The 20099-nt window shown below is 66.9% G+C and carries 16 protein-coding genes and 2 pseudogenes; 3 read left to right on the top strand and 15 right to left on the bottom strand.

Features of this window, described 5'->3' with window-relative positions; translation table 11 throughout:
* The 3 genes and pseudogenes from FDW84_RS19525 to FDW84_RS18830 all read right to left on the bottom strand — a co-directional run.
* A pseudogene (locus tag FDW84_RS19525) lies at positions 1-429 on the bottom strand (hypothetical protein); the annotation flags it as partial.
* Between the two features lie 1464 nt (positions 430-1893).
* Positions 1894-2643, bottom strand: a complete 750-nt coding sequence (locus tag FDW84_RS18835; protein WP_138611013.1) for a 3-hydroxybutyrate dehydrogenase — start codon at positions 2641-2643, stop codon at positions 1894-1896.
* A gap of 46 nt (positions 2644-2689) precedes the next feature.
* Positions 2690-4073: pseudogene (locus FDW84_RS18830) on the bottom strand (MFS transporter).
* Positions 4074-4199: 126 nt separating this feature from the next.
* Between FDW84_RS18830 and FDW84_RS18825 the strand changes: the two are divergent.
* Positions 4200-5096 carry a LysR family transcriptional regulator gene (locus FDW84_RS18825; protein WP_138611012.1) on the top strand — a complete coding sequence of 299 codons (897 nt, stop codon included), beginning with the start codon at positions 4200-4202 and terminating at the stop codon, positions 5094-5096.
* On the opposite strand, the gene FDW84_RS18820 is transcribed toward FDW84_RS18825, so the two are convergent.
* The 11 genes from FDW84_RS18820 to FDW84_RS18770 all read right to left on the bottom strand — a co-directional run bounded on the left by FDW84_RS18820 (position 5093) and on the right by FDW84_RS18770 (position 17116).
* Positions 5093-6016, bottom strand: coding sequence for a spermidine synthase (locus FDW84_RS18820; protein WP_138611011.1), 924 nt, complete (start codon positions 6014-6016; stop codon positions 5093-5095). The two genes, FDW84_RS18825 and FDW84_RS18820, sit on opposite strands and share 4 nt — an antisense overlap.
* Before the next feature lie 47 nt (positions 6017-6063).
* Positions 6064-7602 carry a D-glycero-beta-D-manno-heptose 1-phosphate adenylyltransferase gene (rfaE2, locus tag FDW84_RS18815; protein WP_138611010.1) on the bottom strand — a complete coding sequence of 513 codons (1539 nt, stop codon included), beginning with the start codon at positions 7600-7602 and terminating at the stop codon, positions 6064-6066.
* Positions 7599-9026: an aldehyde dehydrogenase family protein gene (locus tag FDW84_RS18810; protein ID WP_138611009.1), complete on the bottom strand. Its 1428-nt coding sequence runs from the start codon at positions 9024-9026 to the stop codon at positions 7599-7601. The genes rfaE2 and FDW84_RS18810 overlap by 4 nt, the downstream gene beginning before the upstream one ends.
* Before the next feature lie 42 nt (positions 9027-9068).
* Entirely contained in the window at positions 9069-9785 is a 717-nt protein-coding gene (locus FDW84_RS18805) for an SDR family oxidoreductase (RefSeq protein WP_138611008.1), read from the bottom strand.
* 72 nt (positions 9786-9857) lie between these two features.
* Positions 9858-11378 (bottom strand): PfkB family carbohydrate kinase, encoded by a 1521-nt coding sequence (locus tag FDW84_RS18800; RefSeq protein ID WP_138611007.1) that lies wholly within the window; start codon positions 11376-11378, stop codon positions 9858-9860.
* Complete coding sequence (locus FDW84_RS18795) at positions 11375-12085, bottom strand: D-sedoheptulose-7-phosphate isomerase (RefSeq protein WP_138611006.1); 711 nt, start codon at positions 12083-12085, stop codon at positions 11375-11377. The genes FDW84_RS18800 and FDW84_RS18795 overlap by 4 nt, the downstream gene beginning before the upstream one ends.
* Positions 12082-13335 (bottom strand): glycosyltransferase, encoded by a 1254-nt coding sequence (locus FDW84_RS18790; protein WP_138611005.1) that lies wholly within the window; start codon positions 13333-13335, stop codon positions 12082-12084. Before FDW84_RS18790 ends, FDW84_RS18795 begins: the two co-directional genes overlap by 4 nt.
* Positions 13332-14366, bottom strand: coding sequence for a glycosyltransferase (locus tag FDW84_RS18785; RefSeq protein WP_138611004.1), 1035 nt, complete (start codon positions 14364-14366; stop codon positions 13332-13334). The genes FDW84_RS18790 and FDW84_RS18785 overlap by 4 nt, the downstream gene beginning before the upstream one ends.
* Complete coding sequence (locus tag FDW84_RS18780) at positions 14363-15451, bottom strand: glycosyltransferase family 9 protein (RefSeq protein WP_138611003.1); 1089 nt, start codon at positions 15449-15451, stop codon at positions 14363-14365. The genes FDW84_RS18785 and FDW84_RS18780 overlap by 4 nt, the downstream gene beginning before the upstream one ends.
* Positions 15451-15987 (bottom strand): D-glycero-alpha-D-manno-heptose-1,7-bisphosphate 7-phosphatase, encoded by a 537-nt coding sequence (locus tag FDW84_RS18775; protein ID WP_138611002.1) that lies wholly within the window; start codon positions 15985-15987, stop codon positions 15451-15453. Before FDW84_RS18775 ends, FDW84_RS18780 begins: the two co-directional genes overlap by 1 nt.
* 178 nt (positions 15988-16165) lie before the next feature.
* On the bottom strand, positions 16166-17116 hold the full coding sequence (locus FDW84_RS18770; protein ID WP_138611001.1) for a sigma-70 family RNA polymerase sigma factor: 951 nt from the start codon (positions 17114-17116) through the stop codon (positions 16166-16168).
* 145 nt (positions 17117-17261) lie between these two features.
* Here FDW84_RS18770 and FDW84_RS18765 point away from each other — a divergent pair, with 145 nt between their 5' ends.
* Positions 17262-18338 carry an NAD-dependent epimerase/dehydratase family protein gene (locus FDW84_RS18765; protein WP_138611000.1) on the top strand — a complete coding sequence of 359 codons (1077 nt, stop codon included), beginning with the start codon at positions 17262-17264 and terminating at the stop codon, positions 18336-18338.
* On the opposite strand, the gene FDW84_RS18760 is transcribed toward FDW84_RS18765, so the two are convergent.
* A complete protein-coding gene (locus tag FDW84_RS18760) occupies positions 18335-18895 on the bottom strand; it encodes a hypothetical protein (RefSeq protein WP_138610999.1) in 561 nt (186 codons plus the stop codon). The two genes, FDW84_RS18765 and FDW84_RS18760, sit on opposite strands and share 4 nt — an antisense overlap.
* 188 nt (positions 18896-19083) lie before the next feature.
* Here FDW84_RS18760 and FDW84_RS18755 point away from each other — a divergent pair, with 188 nt between their 5' ends.
* Positions 19084-20067 (top strand): hypothetical protein, encoded by a 984-nt coding sequence (locus tag FDW84_RS18755; protein ID WP_138610998.1) that lies wholly within the window; start codon positions 19084-19086, stop codon positions 20065-20067.
* Positions 20068-20099: the final 32 nt, after the last annotated feature.

Here is a 20099-nt window from a genome sequence, read left to right as displayed (position 1 = left end):
TGCGTCTACAACACCCGCTACTCCGCTCGTGGTGCCTTCACCGGTTCCCGGGACGTTCCCCAGGCTCAGGGCGGCGTCGGCGGCGACAGTCGCATTAGCTATGCCCCCGTCAGTGACACCAACATTTCCCAGATTTAGGTCTACCAGGGCTGCTGCGGCCAGGTCAGTGGTGCTGCCGTCGTCGGTGTTGGCCAGCGTTTTGGCGTCTAGCGCGACATCCACTACGGCGGTAAGTGCTGCAGTATCAGTTGTGGTTGGTGCAGTGTTCTGGTTGAGCAAGGTGGAGTCAGCGGTGGCTGCGATGAGGGCGGTTGCGGAAAGATCTGGTCCGGTCGTGGTGTCTGTGGCGTTGGCCGCGGTACAGCCGAAGGCCAGCAGTCCGCCGGCGAAGAGGGTGCCAAGCAGCCCCCTGCGAAGGTTGGAATTCATGATGATATCTCCTGAATAAGGTGAGGTTCGGGCGCTGATCAGCTACCCGTAGGACCCGTATGCCGCCGACAATGGGCAGCAGGCGACTCACTAGTCAGGAGACGAACCGGGGTCAAAAGACACCGGTGCAGGGACATGCATGGAATATTCACCAACGCGGGAAGCGCCGGTCAAGGGAAGGTAAAAGTCAAAGGAATTCAGCCAGGCAGCTGAACCGGAGGCACCCGCAGCCGAGGAGGCACCGCTGCCGGCGCCGGAAACCCCGGGAGCTCCATGAACTAATCCTGGGCCGGGAGAAGGATCAATCGAACCGGGTGAGTCACCCATCGATGAAGGAGTCAAAGAGCCAGCCCAGGGGAATGCTGAATTCCCCGAACCGTCTACGCCACTCGCAGGCGTGGCTGAAGGGACTGGATCATCCTCGACTGCCGACCCACCAGTCGAGAACCCGCTGGACGCGGCCGACTGACCCGTTTCCAGCAGGATTCCCGTGTCTGTGGCTGTAGCCTGCTCTGCAGGGTCGAAATCGGGAGCAGTAGGTGTGCTTTCATCCCTGGCCGGGCCGGGAAGGCTGGGGACCGGCACGGGCAAAGGGCTCGCGCCGGTTACCAGGTCCGTCACCGGATCCAGGACAGGTTCCAGCACGGGGACGGCTTCGGTTACCGGCGGAACGACAGCTTCGACAACAGCGGAGGTAGCTCCGTCCGCAATTTGAGCGACCGGGGCTGTTACGGCCGCGACGGTTCCAGCCGGAACTACGTGATGCACAACCGGCACGGAAGCGACGATGTTGTCTGCTAGGTCCGAGACGGTAGCAACCACCGGCTGCAGCAAACCGGCAGAGTTCGTGCCGGGAGGAGTTGAGGGAGTCCCGGGAGCAGAGCTCACCAGTTTTTCAGAAACCGCTGACACGGAACTGGTCACGCCACCCAGCAGTGACGAGGTCTCCGAAAGAGTATCGGCTGATGCGGCCGTTGAAGAGAAAGTCAGCCAGGTGAGGGTGGCCGCTCCAGCCAGCAAAACCGGGCGCAGGGCACGCCACGGCGAACGAGACCTAGCCATGCGTATCACCCCCCGGTGCAGTTCTGAGACTGCTCGAAGAATAACCCAACACATTAGATAAAGACAACAAGAGATCAATCCGTGAACTGCAAACCAGCGACGGGTACCTGCTGGAGAGACTGCCGCGCCATCAAGCTTGCGAAGGTTCACCATTAGCTGTGAGACACATCGGAGCAGCACATGACGTAGGTGATCGGCTACCGGTGCGTGTTCCACGTGACAGCAGTCCCGGTGACCCGCAGCGCACGGATTTTCTGGCCCCGCAGCTCAGGAGATGACCCTTTACGTCGAGCATTGTGTGGCAGGAGCAAGGAGTTTCCGGGCAGGTACGAGGATTTCAAGGGCTTCGAAGTCGTGGTACCTGCCCAAACCTCCAAAGGGTGAAGGGGCGGCGGAATGGGGCTACCGCGCGGACCAGCCACCGTCCATGGTGTAGCTGGCGCCGGTCACCATGCCGGCCATGTCCGAGGCCAGCCAGGCAACCAGGGACGCCACCTCCTCAGGTTCCACCAGCCGCTTAATGGCGGACTCGGTCAGCATTACCTTGGCGAGCACCTCGGACTCGGGTATGCCGTGCACCTGCGCCTGGTCGGCCAACTGCTTCTCTACAAGCGCCGTCCGCACATAGCCCGGGTTGATGCAGTTGGACGTGACGCCGTGATCCCCGCCCTCCAGCGCCGTCACCTTGCTCAGCCCCTCCAGGCCGTGCTTCGCCGAAACATAGGCGCTCTTGAACGGCGAGGCCCGGATCCCGTGCACCGAGGAGAGGTTGATGATGCGGCCGAACCCGTTGTTGTACATATGCGGCAGGGCTGCCCTGATCAGCAGGAACGGCGCCTCCAGCATCAGGGTGGTGATCCGGCGGAACTCTGCAGGATCAAAGTCCTCGATGGGGCTGATCCGCTGGATCCCGGCGTTGTTCACCAGGATGTCGCAGTCCAGGTCCAAGGTGGCGAGCGAGTCCACGTCCAGCAGATCCACAGCCCAGGCGGTGCCGCCCACCTCATCGGCGAGCGCAGCGGCTCCGGCTGAGTCGACGTCGGCCACCACCACTTTCGCTCCGCGCGTTGCCAGTTCACGGACGCAGGCAGCACCGATTCCGCTCGCACCGCCGGTCACCAGGGCCTTGCGCCCGTTCAAGTTGTGTTCCATTGCAGTTCTCTCCTTTGTGCTCGCGAAAGGTCAACGATCAAGCAGCTCAGCGCGTGGCATCGGCGGGGAGCAGCCCTTCGCGGGCGGCGTCAGCCTTGTCCACTTCCTCCAAGGCGATGCCCTTGGTTTCGCGAAGGCTCAGCACGGCCACCGAGGTGACGGCGCAGGCAACCACCAGGTAAATGGCGGTGGGCACCCAGGATCCGGTGTCCTTGAGCCACTGCGTCGCCAGCAGCGGAGCGAGCGAACCGGCGAAGATGGACGTCACCTGCGAGCCGAGGGAGACGCCGGAATAGCGCATCCGGGTGGGGAACAGCTCGGCCATGATGGCTGGTTGCCCGGCGTACATGAAGGCGTGCAGGCACAGGCCGATGGTTACTGCGGTCACAATGATCGCAGGATTGCGGGTGTCGAACATCGGGAAGGCAAAGAACGGCCAGGCTGCTCCGGAGATGGCTCCGATCAGGTAGACGGGCTTGCGGCCCAGCGAATCCACCAGGCGGCCCACCTGCGGGATGACCAGGAAATGGACGACATGGGCAATCAACAGCGCCAGCAGCAGCGAGGAAGTGTCGTACTTGTGCACACTCTTGAGGTAGACAATTGCGAAGCTGACCACCAGGTAGTACATGATGTTTTCGGCGAAGCGCAGGCCCATGGCCTGCAGGATGCCCTTGGGGTACTTGCGGACCACCTCGAACACGCCGTAGCTGACGGCCTTCTCTTTCTCCACCGGCCTTGGCTTCCAGGAAGATGGGAGCCTCGCTCACGTGCGTACGGATGTAGTAGCCCACGAAGACGATCACCGCGGAGAGCCAGAACGCCACGCGCCAGCCCCAGCCGAGGAAGGCCTCGCTGCTGAGGACGGAGGACATGATGAACAGCACCAGCGTGGCCAGCAGGTTGCCGACAGGTACTGCGGCCTGCGGCCAGCTGGACCAGAAGCCGCGGGAGGCGTTGGGGCTGTGCTCGGCCACCAGCAGGACAGCGCCGCCCCATTCACCGCCCAGCGCGAAACCCTGGATGAAGCGCAGCGCCACCAGCAGGGTGGGGGCCAGGTAACCTATCTCGGCAAACCCGGGCAGGCATCCCATCAGGAACGTCGCCACGCCCACGATGACGATGGTGAGCTGCAGCGTTGGCTTGCGGCCCAGCTTATCGCCGATCTGGCCGAACACGATGCCGCCGAGGGGGCGCGCCACGAACCCGACAGCGTAGGTGATGAACGCCTGGATGATCCCGTCCAGCTCATTTCCGGTGGCCGGGAAGAAGTACTTGCCGAACACCAGGGTGGCGGCGGTGGCGTAGAGGAAGAATTCGTACCACTCCACCACCGTCCCCACCATGGAAGCGGCGACAATTTTCTTCAGTCCCGATCCTTTGGCTGCAGCCCCGGCGGGTTCGTTCGCCTGGCGTTGCTCTACACTCACTGGTTCTCCTCAGTGTCAACAGCGACACGTGCTGTGATCTACAGCACCGACTCCCCCTGAGTATTGCCGCACAAGCATGCTGCATCAATAACCAAACGGGCACCCGTTGTGTGCAGAATTGCAGATATGAAAGCCAACCCCGATGACTTGCTGGTGCTCCTCGCCGTGTCCCGCTCCGCGAAATTCACGACGGCGGCCCAGGCCTTGGGCCTTAACCACACCACTGTCTCACGCCGGATAGCCGCCCTGGAGAGAGCACTTGGGGGACGGGTGCTGGCGCGCGCCACCGGCGGATGGGAGCTGACCGACCTGGGCGCGCAGGCGGTGCAGGTGGCCGAGCAGGTGGAGGCTGTGGTGGGAACGCTGGGAGCCGGCGGGCAGGCACCCGACCCGATCACCGGCGTCGTCCGGATGACCGCGACTGACGGTTTCAGCGCCTACATCGCCGCCCCGGCCGTGGCTCGCCTCCGGCGCGATCACCCCGGCCTGAGCGTCGAGGTGGTGACCATGACCCGGCGGGCGCTGCAGCAGCGTTCCGGACTGGACATCGAAGTAGTGGTGGGCGAACCGCAGGTGCACCGGGCCGAGGCGATCCGGCTGGGCGAGTACATGCTGGGGATGTACGCCTCGCGGGCCTATCTTGCCGAGCACGGAACCCCCGCCACCGTTGCCGAACTCAACGAACATCCCCTGGTCTACTTCGTCGATTCGATGCTGCAGGTGGATGACCTGGATGCGCCCCGGCGGCTGGTGCCCGCCATGCGGGACGCGCTCACCTCCACCAACGTCTTCGTCCATGTGGAGGCGACCCGCGCCGGTGCCGGCATCGGATTCCTGCCCTGCTTCATGGGCGACCTGCACCAGGACCTGGTCCGGCTGCTCCCCGGGGAGATTGCCGAACTGCTCCCCTACTGGATGGTGCTCCGGCCGGACTCACTGCGGCGCCCGGCCGTTGCTGCGGTGGTGCAGGCGCTGCGGGACCAGATGGCAGCGCACCGGGAAAAACTGCTGGGCCGGGGTTAGGACTCAACCGGCGGGTCATGGCGGACAGGCGCTCCGGCTGCGAAGGCGCGGACCTGCCCGTCATCCCACAGGTGGGCGGGAACAGCGCCGCCCAGCAGCCTCCGGGCCAGCTGCGGGTCCTCCCCCAAAGGGGTATCACTGCCGGCCATCACCATGTTTCCGTAGCGCCGGCCCTTCAGCATGGCGGGGTCGGCGATGATGACAGTGTGCCTGAAGGCGGCGGCGATGGTGGCGGCGTCCTCCCTGGCGTTCTTCAGGTCCGGTGCGTCCCCCGAGTTGACCACGTAAAGGCCGCCGGGGGCCAGGACCCGCTTGACGTGCTGGTTGAATTCCGCCGTTGTCAGCGGACGCGGGGTCACGGCACCTGCGAAGACGTCCCGGATGATGAAGTCCCGGGTCCCGGCCGTCAGGGTTTCCGTCACTTCCCTGGCCTCCCCCACGCGGATCCGCAGCAGGGGGGCCTTCGGCAGGTCGAACCAGCCGCGCACATACTCGGCCAGTTTCCCGTCCAGTTCCACCACCACCTGACGTGCGTCCGGGTAGACGGCCGAGAAGTACCGGGCCATGGAGCAGGCGCCGCCGCCCAGGTGCAGGCCGCGCAGCTTGTGGCCGGCGCTTGTGGCGGCGCCTGAAGGAGTGCCCGACGGCGGCCAGCGGGACTCGATCAGTGCCGCCATCCAGCGCATGTACTCGAAGTCGAGGAACAGCGGGTCCGCAAGGTCAATGTGTGAACTCATCACACCGTTGATCTTCAGCAGCCAGCCAGTGGAGTTGTCCTGGTCCGCAATCAGCTCGCAGTCGCCGGTGTCGATGTAGTAAACACCCTCATCGGGAACGCCGGGCCTGCCTCCCCTGGACACATCCACCGCACCCGTCGCCGGACGGCTCGCACGGCCCCCTGACTTTCCGCGCTTCGCCATGACCCGTGCCCCGCTCCAGTCCGTCCAACCAGTTCAAAGGTTCAACACTAGTTGGTGGGGACCGCCCCTTCGCCCTCCCGGATCCTGTTCACCACAGCCGTGGTGGACCGCTCAGCCACGTAGTCCAGGATGGCCACCCGGCCGCCGTACTCCTCCACGGCCGGGGTCTCAGCCAGCATTTCCGGCGTGTAGTCCCCGCCTTTGGCGTACACCTCGGGCTTGAGCTGGCGGATCAGGGGCGCGGCGGTGGGAGTGTCGAAAACCGTCACGTAATCCACGCAGCTCAAGGCAGCCACCACGGCCGCCCTGTCCGCTACGCCGTTGATCGGCCGGCCGGTGCCCTTCAGCCGCCGCACCGACTCGTCGCTGTTGAGTGCCACCACCAGGACGTCGCCCAGCTGTTTGGCTTGGTTGAGGTAACGGGTATGCCCGCTGTGCAGCACATCAAAGCAGCCGTTGGTCAGCACGATCCGCTGGTCCTGGGACCGGTGCAGCTCCAGCTGCCGTTCCAGTTCGTCAGCCCCCAAGGCGGTGTCCGCGAACGCCTTAAGGTAGCGGCTCAGCTGGGCCGTACTGCACACCGAGGTACCCGGTTGGTGCACCACCACGTCGGCCGCCGACTGTGCCAGGTCCAGGCTGGCTGTCAGCGGCAGGCCCGCAGCGCGCCCCAGGGTCAGCGCAGCGACGAAGGTGTCCCCGGCTCCCGATGCCTGTTTTTCAGCGGCCGGCCGGGCCCACGTCCGGTGCCGGACGCCGTCGGGGGTCAGCAGGACGGTTCCGTCGCGGTCCAGCGTAACCACCACGGCACGGGCCCCGGTGGCTTCCAGCAACTGCTCAACATGGGCCCCTACGGCTGCCACCCGCTCCTGGCCGTCAGGAAGGCGCAGGTCCAGCATCCGGCCAGTCTCCTGGGCGTTGGGCGTCACCAGGTCCGGCCGCAGCGGCGCCCAGGGGCGGGGGTCATGCGAATCGACCACCACCAGCGGACGCGCTTCCGGCCCCGCCGGGTCAATGCCCGCCAGGGCATCCACCAGTCCGGCGCGGACAGGATCGGCCAGCACACCGGTGCCGTAATCGCACACCATCACTGCGTCCCGGTTTTCGACGGCGGCGCGCACCGAGGCTGCCAGTTCCGCCAGCGCTTCGGCCGGCACCGACTTGGCCGAATCATCGATGCGGAGCATCACCTGCCCCCCGCTGCTGATCCGGATCTTGGTGGTGGTCACCATGTCCGGGTGGTCCAGCAGGTAGGTGACGTCGATCCCGGCCGCAACCAGCTGGTTCCGCAGGTCCACCCCGGCGTCATCCGTGCCGATGATGCCGGCAACAGACACGCGGGCTCCCAGGGCGGCCAGATTCATGGCTGTATTCGCTGCACCGCCGGGCACTGACTCGCGGGTCTGCACGTCCACCACCGGGGCGGGCGCCTCACGGCAGAGCCGCTCGATGGTGCCGCTCCACCAGCCGTCCAGCATCACGTCCCCGAGCACCAGGATGGCGGGTTGCTCGGCCGCCAGCCGCCCGGGCAGCCACTCCGACAGCGCGCGCTGGGTGGAGAGGTCGGTGGGTTCCGGGGACGTGCTCATGCCTGATCCTGTTCTTCGGCAGCAGCCGGCGGCGCGGCAATGTGCACCACTTTCACCCGGCTGAACTCGTCCAGGAGCTCAGGTCCGTAACCGAAGCCGGCCCCGCTTTCACCGCGGGGCTGGGCGGCACCGCCAGGGGCCCCGCCGAACACCTCGTTGATCTTCACCGTTCCCACCGGAAGGGCTGCCACCGCCTGCTGGATGTGGGCAATGTTGCCGGAAAGGACTGTCGCGGCGAGGCCGTACTTGCCGCTGCACGCCAGCCGCAGGCCGTCGTCGAACGATTTCACTACCTGCACCGGGGCAACCGGGCCGAACGTCTCCTCCGTCATAACGTCCATCCGGTCAGTACAGCCCAGCAGGACCGTGGCCGGGTAAAAGGAGCCCGGCCCGTCCGGAAGGGCGCCGCCCTCCACCGCGTGCGCACCCTGCTTCAGGGCGTCGGTCACGTGGGCGTGCACCGCATCCCGCATGCGCAGGTCCACGAGCGGCGCCACCGTGCCGTTGCCGTTGCGGAGCGCCGCCTCTGCTTCCAGGGCAGCGCAGAACTCCTTGGCGATGGCCTCGTGGACGTAGATCCGTTCCACCGCCACGCAGACCTGGCCGCTGTTGCTGAAGGCGCCGATGGCAGCCTGCTCCGCCGCCCATACGGGATCGACGTCGCGGTCCACCAGGAGCGGATCGTTTCCGCCGTTTTCCCGGATGACGTGCGCTCCGGTCAAAGCCCCTGCCCTGGCGATCCGGGCGCCGGCGGCACTGGAGCCCACATGCGCGATGACATCCACCTCGGACTGGGCAAGGAGCGCGCCCACTCCGGCTCCGCCCGAAAGGGTCTGGAACACACCGGCCGGGAAGGCAGGCGCCAGGACCTCCCCCAGTGCCTCGCCCAGGCGCGGGCAGCGCTCGCTGGGCTTGTGGATGACCGTGTTTCCGGTGACCAGCGCGGCGCCGATCAGCCCGCAGGCCACGGCAACGGGATCATTCCACGGGGTCAGCAGCGCAGCCACCCCCCGCGGCTCCGCCACCGTGTAGTCAGAAGCGAGGCGGTTGCCGCGCAGGCTGAGGCCGCGGTGCACAGGGCCGAGCTCCGCGTACTGCTCAAGGGTGGAAACTCCGGCGCCAATCCCCGCGAGGGATTCCTCCACCGGCCGCCCGGTTTCACTGGCGTTCAGCTCTGCCAGTTCCTGCGCGGCGGCGTCAAGTGCCCGCGCGGCGGAACGGAGCGCCGCTCCCCGGTCAGCCGGTGGGGTGGAAGCCCACTGTTCAGCAGCGCCTCGGGCAACCTCCAGCGAGCGGGCCACGGCTTCCGGTGCGGCCTCGGGCACAGTCCAGAGGACATCGCCGCTGCGCGGGTTCCGGATGGTGATTACAGCCTCCCCGGCGGATTCCGGGGATGTGGTTGTTTCGATGGCAGTCGTAGGCATGGTGTTCCTCCCGTCGTTTTCCGGTCTGGTGGTTGTCAGCCTTTAGGGCCAGGAGCCCTCTTCCTCGTGGCAGATCAGCATTTCGCGGACCTCGCAGCCCTTTGGCTGGGACAGGGCGAACAGGATGGCCTGCGCGGTGTTGGCCGGGTCATTGAGGCGGGAATCGTCCTGGGGCTTGTACTGCTCGGTGCGGTCTTCGAAGAAGCGCGTCTTCATGCCGCCCGGGATCATGGTGGTGACACCGATTTCGCCGCCGGTCTCAGCCGCGAGGGCGTGGCTGAAGCCCACCACCCCGAACTTGGAGGCGCAGTAGGCGGTGGCGTCGGACACGGCGCGCTTGCCGAGCGTGGACGCGACCGTGACAACCCGGCCGTGGCTTGCCTTGAGGTAGGGAAGGGCGGCGCGGACCACGGACACCGTGCCCATGAGGTTCACCCCGATGACCTTCTCCCACTCCTCGGCTTCAACGTCGGCGAGCTTGCCGCAGCGGTCGATGCCTGCAGCGGTCACCACGGCTTCAAGCCCGCCCAGCGATTCCGCGGCTTCCCGGACGGCGGCTTCCACAGCCGCACGGTCCGCCACATCCACTTCGAACGCCTTCACGGCGGAAACGCTGCTGATGTCGCGGTCAAGCACCACCGGAGTGCCGCCAGCTTTGAGGACGGCGTCGACGACGGCGGCCCCCAGTCCGGAGGCACCTCCCGTCACGAGCACGCGGCCGGGGTTGTTGGATGCAGGCACATTCACTTCTGCAGTCATGGTGTTCCTTTCGATGGGGAAAACAAAAAACTCTTGTGGCGGCGGTGGGCGTGCGGTCAGCCCACCGGTCCGTCAGCTGACCTTGGCAAGGGCGTCGGCCAGGCCCGTGGTGGAGCGGGCGGGGTGGTACGGGACGGTGAGGCAGCGCCCGCCCCACTTCTCCACCAGGTCGGCCTCCGGCAGGCGGGCACCTTTGTAGTCCCCGCCCTTGACCCAGAAGTCGGGACGAAGGCGTTCCAGGGCAGCCTCCGGGGTGTCTTCGTCGAAGATCATCACCGCGTCCACGCATTCCATCGCCAACAGCAGTTCGGCCCGGTCCTGCTGGCCGATGATGGGGCGCTCCGGGCCCTTGAGCCGGCGCACCGAGTCGTCCGAGTTCAGGCAGACGATCAGGCAGTCCCCCAGTTCGCGGGCCGCCGCGAGGGACCGGACATGGCCTGCGTGCAGCAGGTCGAAGCACCCGCCCGTGGCCACCACTTTGCCGCCGCTGTCCCGCACCGCGCGGGCCAGCAGCAATGGCTCGGTGGTACGGCGCTTGCCGCCCGCCTGGCCCCCGGGCTTCGTGCCGCCCGCCTGGGAGGCAACCGGGTCCGGCAGGGCGGACACCCCGCCGCTGGCGAGGAAATCGGCCGCGTCATGGACTGCCAGCCTGGCTGCGTCCTCGAGGTCGCGGCCGGCAAGGAGGTGCACGGCGAGGCTTGCTGCCAGCCGGTCGCCCGCCCCGCAGGGATCACCTGCTTCCACACGCGGCGCCGGAACAGCGTGCGGGGAGGCATCGTCCCTGCGCAGCAGTACTGCCCCCTGCTCGCCTTTGGTCACCATGATGGCCTGGCTCTGCCAGAAATCCAGCAGGATCCGGCCAGCGTGGGCAGCCTGGTCCTGGCTGTCCCCGCCGGGGACGTCCCTGCCCTGGATGCTGGAGATTGAAGCCTGCCCGCGGACCTGTGCCTTGGGTTCGGGGGCCTGAACGCCTCCCGGGCGTGCCGGTGCTGGCTGGCCCGCCGCTGTTGAGGCAGCCACGGCCTGGGCAGCCTTGGCCGCTTCGGCCAGGTTCGGCGTCACCACGGCAACACCCGGTACGGGTTCAGCCCCGGCAGGGTGCGGGTCCCAGATGACCGGAATCTCGTTGGCGAGTCGGGACAGAAGGTCGCGAAGCTGGGGATTGGCGGCCAGGCCCCTGCCGTAGTCAGCAACGATGATCACGCCCGCCTTCTCGACAGCGCGCAGCATGGCCGGGCTGACGTCCGGGACGGGGGCCTTTTCACAGCCCTGGTCGAAGCGGACCACGGGATGCGATCCTGCCCTGACGCGGGTCTTGACCGGGGATGCATGCCCGCTGGGACCGGACACAAGGCGCACTCCGGCGAGCTGCGCTTCCAATTGCCGGCCGGCGTCGTCATCGCCCAGGACAGTCACCAGCGTGACAGGCCAGCCGTCCTCGGCCAGCATCCTGGCCACCAGGCCCGCGCCGCCGGCGCGCCGCTTGACCCCGGAAACATCCACCACGGGGACAGGGGCGTCGGGGCTGAGCCGGGTTGCTTCGCCGGACAGGTCCACGTCCAGCATCACATCGCCCACCACTACAATCCTCATGCCCGGCCTCCCCGCTTCTGCAATCCCGCGTCGACGGCGCTGCGGCGGCCCACTTCCAGGTCGAAGGCACGGCACATGGCATGCAGGGCGATCAGGTGCCCCTCCTGCGCGTTGGCGCTGAGGGCGTCGATCATCACGGCTTCGTCGCAGGCCTCGGTCAAAGGATTGGGACCGACGCCGGTCAGCGCCCAGGTGGTGATGTTCAGTTTCGCGGCTGCTCCGGCCGCCCGCAGCAGGTTGGGGCTTTTGCCGCTGGTGGACAGCAGCATGAGCACGTCCCCTGAACGGCCGTGGGCGCGCACCTGGCGGGCAAAGACGTCGTCGTAGCCGTAGTCGTTGGCGATTGCCGTAACAGCCGACGACTCCGCGTGCAGCGATATAGCCGAGAACGGAACCCGCTCACCGTCGAACCTGCCCACCAACTCAGCGGTAAGGTGCTGCGCTTCCGCCGCTGAGCCCCCGTTGCCGGCGGCAAGCAGGCGCTGCCCCCGGAGCAGTCGCTGGGCGAGCTCCACCCCCCAGGCGGCCAGGAGGCCGGACTGGCTGCGCAGCGAATCAAGGGCAGGCATCACGTTGTCCAGATGGGTTTGGACAACGTCGGCGCTGGCCGGATCCGCAAAGCCGGAACCGGGCAGGACTCCGGGCAGCGTCGGCGCCGTGGCCAGAGCCGGCAAATCGGCTTCACGAAGGGACCATTCTGCAGTCACAGTGCCGCTCCTTCCATCGGGGCAACGCCGGCAGGGGCCCCTGCCACCGCCAGCTGATAGGCCTTTTCAGTTTCCGCGGCCACCCTGTCCCAGGAATACCGGGTCTGGGCACGCAGTTTGCCTGCGTTGCCCAGCTCCGCCCGCAGGGCGGGGTTCCCGAACAGCAGGGCCAGGGCTGAGGCGATGGCCTCGGGGTCGCGGGGCGGCACGTGCAGCCCGGTTCCGTGGTCAACCACGGTGTCACGGAGACCGCCGACGGCGGCAGCCACCACGGGCACACCGCATGCCATTGCTTCCAGCGGGACAATTCCGAATGGCTCGTACCAGGGGGCACACACCACGGCGTCGGCGCTGCGGAAGATCCCGGGCATTTCACCGCGGGACACCTGGCCCTGCAGTCGGACCTGGTCCGCCACCCCGAGTTCGGTGGCGAGGTCCATCAGGCGCCTTACCTCGGGGTCGGCATGGAGTACCCCGGAGTCCCCGCCGCCGCCCACGATCAGGAGCTCGACGTCATCAAATCCGGCCTCACGCAGGAAGGGAAGCGCCCGGATGACCAGGTCCACTCCCTTGCGCGGGACCAGCCGTCCCACCGAAAGAACGCGGAATTGGCGCTTCCTGGCATCTGCCGCGCCGTCCGCGGAGAAGAAGCTGAGGTCCACGCCGCAGGGGGCGATGGAAATCTTTCCGGTATTGATGCCCATGGCCTTGAGCTCAAACACCTCGTCTGAACAGGTGGCGATGATCCGGTCCGCTGAACGTCCTACGCCCGGCTCCAGCCAGCGCCGTTCCTGGGGGCTGGTGTCCTCCTCGCCCTGGTGCCTCCGCTTGACCGTGCCCAGCGCGTGGAAGGTCTGGATCACGGGGACCCGGTATCCGGAGTCGGACCGCCTGGCCGCGTCCAGCGCAGCCAAGCCGGACATCCAGAAGTGGCCGTGCACCACGTCCGGCGGCCGATGGCTCCAGTCCCTGGCCACCCCGTCAGCGAGCTCCCTCATGAAGGGCAGCAGTTCGTCCTTGGGAACGTGAGTGGCTGGTCCTGCGTCCACGTGGACCACTTCGAAGCGGCGCCCCACCCGGACTCTGGCGGGAAGCTCCGTTGCGTCCCTGCGGGTGTAGACGGTGACGTGGTGGCCGCGCCGGGCGAGCGCTTCCGACAGTGCCGCGACGTGCACGTTCTGCCCGCCGGCATCCACTCCGCCAAGGGCTGCCAGGGGGCTGGCGTGTTCGGAAATCATCGAGATTCTCATGGGGTCTTCCTCTCTCCCGCCGGGACAAGGATCCGCTCGTCCCGGCCGTCGTTACCACCGCGTCCCGGCCCGCTGCCCAGGTCCGCCAGGAGTTCATCCCAGCGGTCCTGGAACTTGCCCAGGCCGTAGCGTTCCAGTGCCGCCTCACGGGCGGCGATGCCCCGCCGTCTGGCTTCCTCCGGGTTGGCCACCAGCCGCTGCGCGCAGCGAAGCAGCTCATCGATATCGGCGGAGACGGCGCCGGCTTCCGGCGGCACCGCCCGCGGCGCTTCGGTGCTGGCAAGGGCCACCACCGGCATGCCCAGGTGCATGGCTTCCAGGAGGGACAATCCCAGGGACGTCCAGCGCATGGGGTGCACGTAGATCCGGCAGCGGGCCAGTTCGCGGTGCAGTTCCTGCGTCTTCAGGTCGCCCCGCGAGGTCAGCCGGGTTGGGGCAATCCCCGTGGCAGCGGCCAGGCCGTCCGTCTTCATGCCGAAGACCTGCAGCGGTGCCACGGATGCGAAGTCGGGAAGCAGGTCCGTGCCCGTGACGCGGCCCCGCCGGATCGGTTCGTTGACCACCACGCCCAGTTCCGGCAGCTCGCCGGTGTAGAGCTGCCCGGGGTCGGGGATGCCATGTTCGATGACCAGGCTGCGGGCCGAGCCGTTGTCCCAGGCAAGCCTGTTGAAATGCGTCACGTGAACGACGGGGATGCGCTGCTGGTCCGCGAGCGGGTGCCGGGCGAAGGGAAAGCCCTCCTTGGGGGTGTTGTGTTCCAGGTAGACAGCGCGCAGGTCAACGCCGGGCCGGCGGCCCAGTACGCGCTCCACTTCCTCGATTTCCTCCGGGCGCTGAAGGACGACGGCGTCAACGGCGTCCGCGTCAAGCGTTGCCAGCTCCACCTCCCGCACTGATGCAGGCCAGTCCCTGCCGGCACGGCCAAGTCCCCAGGCCCCACCCCCCGGCAGGACGGGAAGGAGGTATTCATGACGGCCGCGGACAAAGGCGTCCGTCCAGGAACCGTGGACATGCCAGAGCAGGATTCTCATCTGTTGCGGGCCTTTCTACGGGTGCTGACATGGGTACTGAAAGAGCTCACGCCGCCTATCAGCCGTTCAACAGCTGCCACCACGTCCTCGGGCGAGACGGAGGCCAGGCAGGGATGGCCCGGAACCGGGCAAACACGGGCCCGGCTCATCCTGCAGGGTGCGTTCTGGTCCCCCAGGAGCTCCAGCGGAACCCCGTAGGGCGCCCAGCGGATGGCCGGCACCACAGGTGAAAACAGGCAGGCAACGGGTGTGCCGACGGCGGCGGCAAGGTGGGCGGGTCCGGTGTTGCCCGTCACCACGACTTCGGCACCTGCCATCACCCCCGCCAAGGTATGGAGATCCGTGCGTCCGCCAAGGTCCAGGGCGGAAGGGCCTGCCACCGTTGCAGTCAGTGAAGTTTCGCCCGGGCCGCCGGTCACCACCACGCGGTGGCCGGCACCTTGGAGGAGTTCGACGGCTGCCGCGTGGTGCAGCGGCGGCCAGGCACGGGCGGGAACTGCAGCGCCGGGGTGGACCACCACATACGGCTCCTGCCCCACCAGGTCCCGTACGTCCGGAACGGAGGCCAGGCGGAGCTTTCCGTCGTCTCCCGCCGACAACCGGAATCCTGCCGCCTCGGCAATGCCCAGGGCACGTTCCGCCTCCGGCTGGTCCTCGGGGAAGTCTTCCCCCGGCTTGAGGCGCACATCGAGGAGTGAACCGGCGTAATCGGTGGAAGCGCCGGTGATGCGTTCAACCCCCGCCAGCCGCAGCAGCAGCGCCAGCGGCAGGGGCGACTGGTGGAAGGACGTAAGGATGACAGCTTCGTTGATCCTTGAATTCCGGACGTAGTCGATGAGCCTGTCGGCATGGGGTCCGGTCATTTTGGGTGCCGGGTTCATGATCCACGGGCTGTCCCAGCTGTAAACCTCCGAGACCCCCGGCAGTACCGCAGCTGCGGCCTCTCCCTGCCTGCCGCACAGCATCACTACGTGGTTGGGACTGCTGCCATCCGGGGTCCTGCCGTTGGCCACAGCCCTTACTGCGGGACCGGCCAGGAGGACATCGCCCATGCTGTCCAGGCGCGCCACCAGGACGCGCCCCATCAGGGCGCCTCCCGCAGCAGGACGACGGCGTCCGCGAGGTTCCGAGCAACAAGGCGGGCCTCCGCCACTTCCTCGGCCCGGGTCACCGGTGTGGGAACCAGGACTCCGGTGGCGCCGGCGGCTTCCGCCGCCCTGACGTCGGCACCGATGTCACCGATGAGCGCGGCCTCTGATTCCGCTATTCCGAGCTTCCGGCAAGCGCTGTGCACCATGCCCGGCGCCGGCTTGCGGCACTCACAGCCGTCCTGGTCCGAGTGCGGGCACACCTCCCAGACATCGAAGGGCCCCAGCAGTTCGTCCAGCCTGGCATTGACGCTGGCCACGTCCTCCGCCGTGATCATGCCACGGGCGATTCCGGACTGGTTGCTGACGACGCCGATGGCTATGCCCTCGGAGCGCAGGGCGTCCAGTACGGCTTTAGCGCCGGGCATCGGGCGGACAAGATCAGGGTCCCCGTTGTAGGGCACATCGATTACCAGGGTCCCGTCCCGGTCGAACAGGACAGCCCTGAGTTTGGAGGTTACGGAGCTTCCCATAACCTCCCTGTTCCCCACTGCTACTGCTCCTAAACAGGGCCGGACGCTTTTCTCACCTCTCGGTTGTTATTCCCTTGGGGCTCTGAACAGCCAAGATAGCGCCGCAGCTGCTTCTGGTGCTCCTCCCGGCGGTACCAAGACAGCGTTCGCCGGTAGCCGCCGCCGGGCCGGTGCCGGGTTATCGGGCGCGTGCCCGGGGACCGCCCCTGCGGGCGGATCCCTGTCCTGCTGCCGCGGTTTTGCCCTGCACATGGAGGCTACGGATAGACGTTCCGGAGCCCGTGGCGAGACCCGCCCTCTGGGCCGAGGTTCCTTCCACTGCTTCCGCTGCCCCCGGGAGCGCGCTGCTCTCAAGCCGGCGCTGCAGTTCCACCAGGACCCGGGCAAGCCGGCGCGAGACCTGCATCTGGGACATGCCGAGCCGTTTTCCCAGCTGAACCTGGGTCTCTTCGCAGAAATACCGGCGGTACAGGAGTTCCCGGTCTGGCGCATCCAGGTCCTGGATGGCGTCACGCAGGCAGGCAAGCTCCTCCAGGCGTTCCAGCGGCGTCTCGGGACACGCCAGCACCTCGCCGATGGACGGCGCGTCCGAATGGGAATTGACCGCGTCCAGCGAGTCCGGGTGCATGCTGCTCGACGCCGAGATGGCCTCCTGGACCGCAGCCGGATCCTCGTCGAGCGCCCCTGCCAGCTCCTCCACGCTCGGGTTCCTTCCCAGCGACTGGGTCAGCTCCGGCTCGGCCCTGAACATCCGGGTGCGTAAGTCCTGGATGTGCCTGGGCGGGCGGACCACCCAGGTACGGTCGCGCAGATACCGCTTCAGCTCACCGGTAATGGTCGGGGCGGCATACGCGGGGAAACTATCCCCTTTCGACTGGTCAAAACCGCGGGCAGCCTTAACCAGACCGAGGTAAGCCACCTGGTTCAGGTCGGCGCGTTCGCGGCCGCGGGCCTCGAAGCGGGCGGCCAGCGCCTCGGCAAGGTCCAGGTAGCCGAGGACCAGATCGTTTTCGAACGTCTGGCGAAGCCGTCCGGCGCTGCTGCCGGACGAACCTTTTCCCGGTGTTTCTGGTTGCTGTTGGTGGACAGGCGTAGTATCCACGGCAAGTGCGGGAAAGTATTCGGGCATTGTCGTTGATTCCCTCGATCGGGTCCGAAAGCCTGCGGCAAGACTTAGAAGTAGGAAATCATAAGGTTGCTTATAAAACAATCCATGGCGGTACTAGGCTCTGTGTGTACCCGGCACTGACCGTCCACGCCAAGGAGTCCTTGACATGCACATCGCCATCACCGGAGCCAGCGGAAATGCAGGGACAGCGCTGCTGCGCAGGCTGCAGGCAGAGCTGTCGGAAAAGCCCGGAAGCCTGAAGCTGACGGGGATCAGCAGGCGCCTTCCGGACACCAGCCAGGCGCCCTATGGAGGCGTTGACTGGCACACCCTGGATGTCGGCCTGGAAAGCGACCGCCCCTTGCTTGCTGCCGCACTGGCGAAAGTGGATTCAGTCGTTCATCTGGCCTGGCAGATCCAGCCCAACCGGGATCTGGAGCAGCTGTACCGGACGAACGTTACAGGCACCAGGAACGTGCTTGCGGCGGCGAAAAGCGCCGGAGTCAAACACGTGGTCTGCGCCTCGTCCGTGGGTGCCTACAGCAAGGCACCCAAGGATCACCGTTCGGATGAGTCCTGGCCGGCGGGAGGAATGGCCGGTTCCCACTACAGCCGGCACAAGGCGGAACAGGAGCAGGCCCTGGACGCCTTCATGGCCGCAGAGCCGGGCATCTCCGTGGCCAGGCTCCGGCCCGCCCTCATTTTCCAGCAGGAGGCAGGGAGCGAAATTGGCCGGTACTTCCTGGGACCGCTCATCCCCCGGCTTTTGCCTGGAAAACTGCGGATTCCGCTCCTTCCGGCACCGGACAACCTCATTTTCCAGGCCGTGCACGCCGCCGATGTGGCGGAAGCGTACTGGCGGGTTCTTGACCAGCGCGCCTCCGGGGCCTTCAATGTCGCCGCGGAGCCCGTGCTAACGCCCCGGGAACTGGGCAGGGCCCTGGGGGCCAGCAGGATTCTCCCGGTGCCCATGGGACTGCTTCATAAGATCGTCGGCCTTGCCTGGCGGCTCCGGCTTCAGCCCACGGATTCCGGATGGGTGGAGATGGCGGCCGGCGTCCCGGTCATGGACACCGGCAGGGCCCGCCGTGTCCTGGGATGGGAGCCGACCGTCAGCTCAATCGACGCCGTCAGGGAAATCATAGCGGGCATGGGAACGGGGGAAGGAGTTGCTCCCTCCCCCGTCCTGAAACCAAGGAAAAAAATTCTTAGACCAGGGACAACCGGCCTGTCGGCGGGCTAGATCCCCGACCGGGGATTTTCCCGATCAACATGGCTGCCTCCACCAGGATTGGCACCGTCATTGCGGCGCCCGGCCCGATCGCGGTCGTTCTGGCCCGCGTCATCCCAGGATTCATCACGGCCAGCATCATGGGCAGCGGAGCCGCGTCCAAGGTCTGCGGCATTGCCGGCACCCTCCTGGCGGGCGGCGCCGGAGTTGCGACGCTCCCCCTGGACGTCAGGGTCAAGTTCATCTGCCTTGCGAGTCCGCTCATTCACGTCGTCGCGGAGGGTCTTGGCCTCCGTCGCCTGCTGGTCTGCCTGCTGGCGCAGCCGCGCTGCCTCCACCTGCGCCTGCTCAGCGTCCGCGCGCGCACGGGCCGCCTTGGCCTCGCGCTCGCGGGCATCAAGTTCGCGGTTCTCGGCGTCGCGGCGAATCTCAGCAGCCTTTTCGCGGTGCGCGTCATCCCGCTTCTGCTGTATCGCCTTCCGGCGCCGTCCTGTCGCGAGCAGCAGCAGCACAATCAGCACCACCGCGACAATGGCAACTATCACCCAAACCCATGGAGCTGTTTCCACGTTACCCACCACTTTCCACTTCGATGTGATCCGGCAGGCAGGCGCCTTTCCGGCTGACTCATTTGGAACCGTTTATAACTCGTTTAGCAAGGGTACTTACCTTTTATTAGTAATCATGCTTATTATTTTACGGCCAGTATTGCTGGTTCTTGATCAAAAACCGGCCTTCTTGGAAAGAGAGAGCGAAGATGACAGAGAACCAATGGCCCGAGGATCCCGCTTACACGGTTCCCCCGGCCTCTACGGGAAACCCGGGTGAGCGCACCGCCACCACCTTCCCCTCCGCCGCCACTCCCCAATACGGCGAAGGCCAGCCCGGCGACACCTCCGGGTCGTCCCGGAAGGAAGCGGCCAAGGAAGAAGCAGCAGACGTTGCCCGCACCGCAAAGGGCTCCGCCCAGAACGTGGCGCAGACCGCCAAGGAAGAGGCCGCGAATGTTGCCTCCGAGGCGAAGTCCAGTGCGCAGGGCCTTTTGAGCCAGGCGAAGTCGGGGCTTACCAGCCAGGCAGGCACGCAGCAGCAGAAGGCTGCGGACGGCATCCGCACTATTTCCAGCCAGCTGCAGAGCATGGCTGACGCCCCGGACCAGCAGGGCATGGCCAGCGACCTGATCCGCCAGGCCGCCCAGCGCAGCGAATCGGTAGCGTCCTGGTTGGAGAACAAGCAGCCGGGCGATCTGCTCGGCGAGGTCCAGCGGTTCGCCCGCAACAAGCCGGGAACCTTCCTGCTGCTGGCCGCCGGTGCCGGTGTCCTGGCAGGACGCCTCACCCGCGGCCTCACCGCCGGCGCGACGGAAAGTTCCTCCGGGACTGGCACCGCCGGCCTCGCAGGACAGTACGGCGGAACAGAGTACCCAAGCACTCCCTACGGCGATCAGTACACCGAGTCCTACGCGCCAGCGGGCGGCACCGTCCCGCCTCCGCCCGTCCAGCTCCCCGGCCCGGCCACCACCACGGCGGGCTACGACGGCGGCGCTCCGGGCAGCAGCTACTCCGACCCCACGCGCCCCGCAAGCCCGCTGGACAGCCCGCAACTGGTGGAAGAGGAGCCCTGGTCCGGAAACCGGACAGCTGAAGACCCTCTGGGTGACCCCCGGCTTGCCGCTGATCCGCTGGATGACGATCCCCTCGCTCGGGACCGCCGTGCCGGTGGGCAGTCAGGCGGGCTCTGATGAGTAGCCAAATTCCTGAGCCGCCACCGAGC

Source organism: Pseudarthrobacter sp. NamE5 (assembly GCF_005796225.1).
Lineage (GTDB): Bacteria > Actinomycetota > Actinomycetes > Actinomycetales > Micrococcaceae > Arthrobacter.
This window is presented reverse-complemented; position numbering and strand designations above follow the sequence as displayed.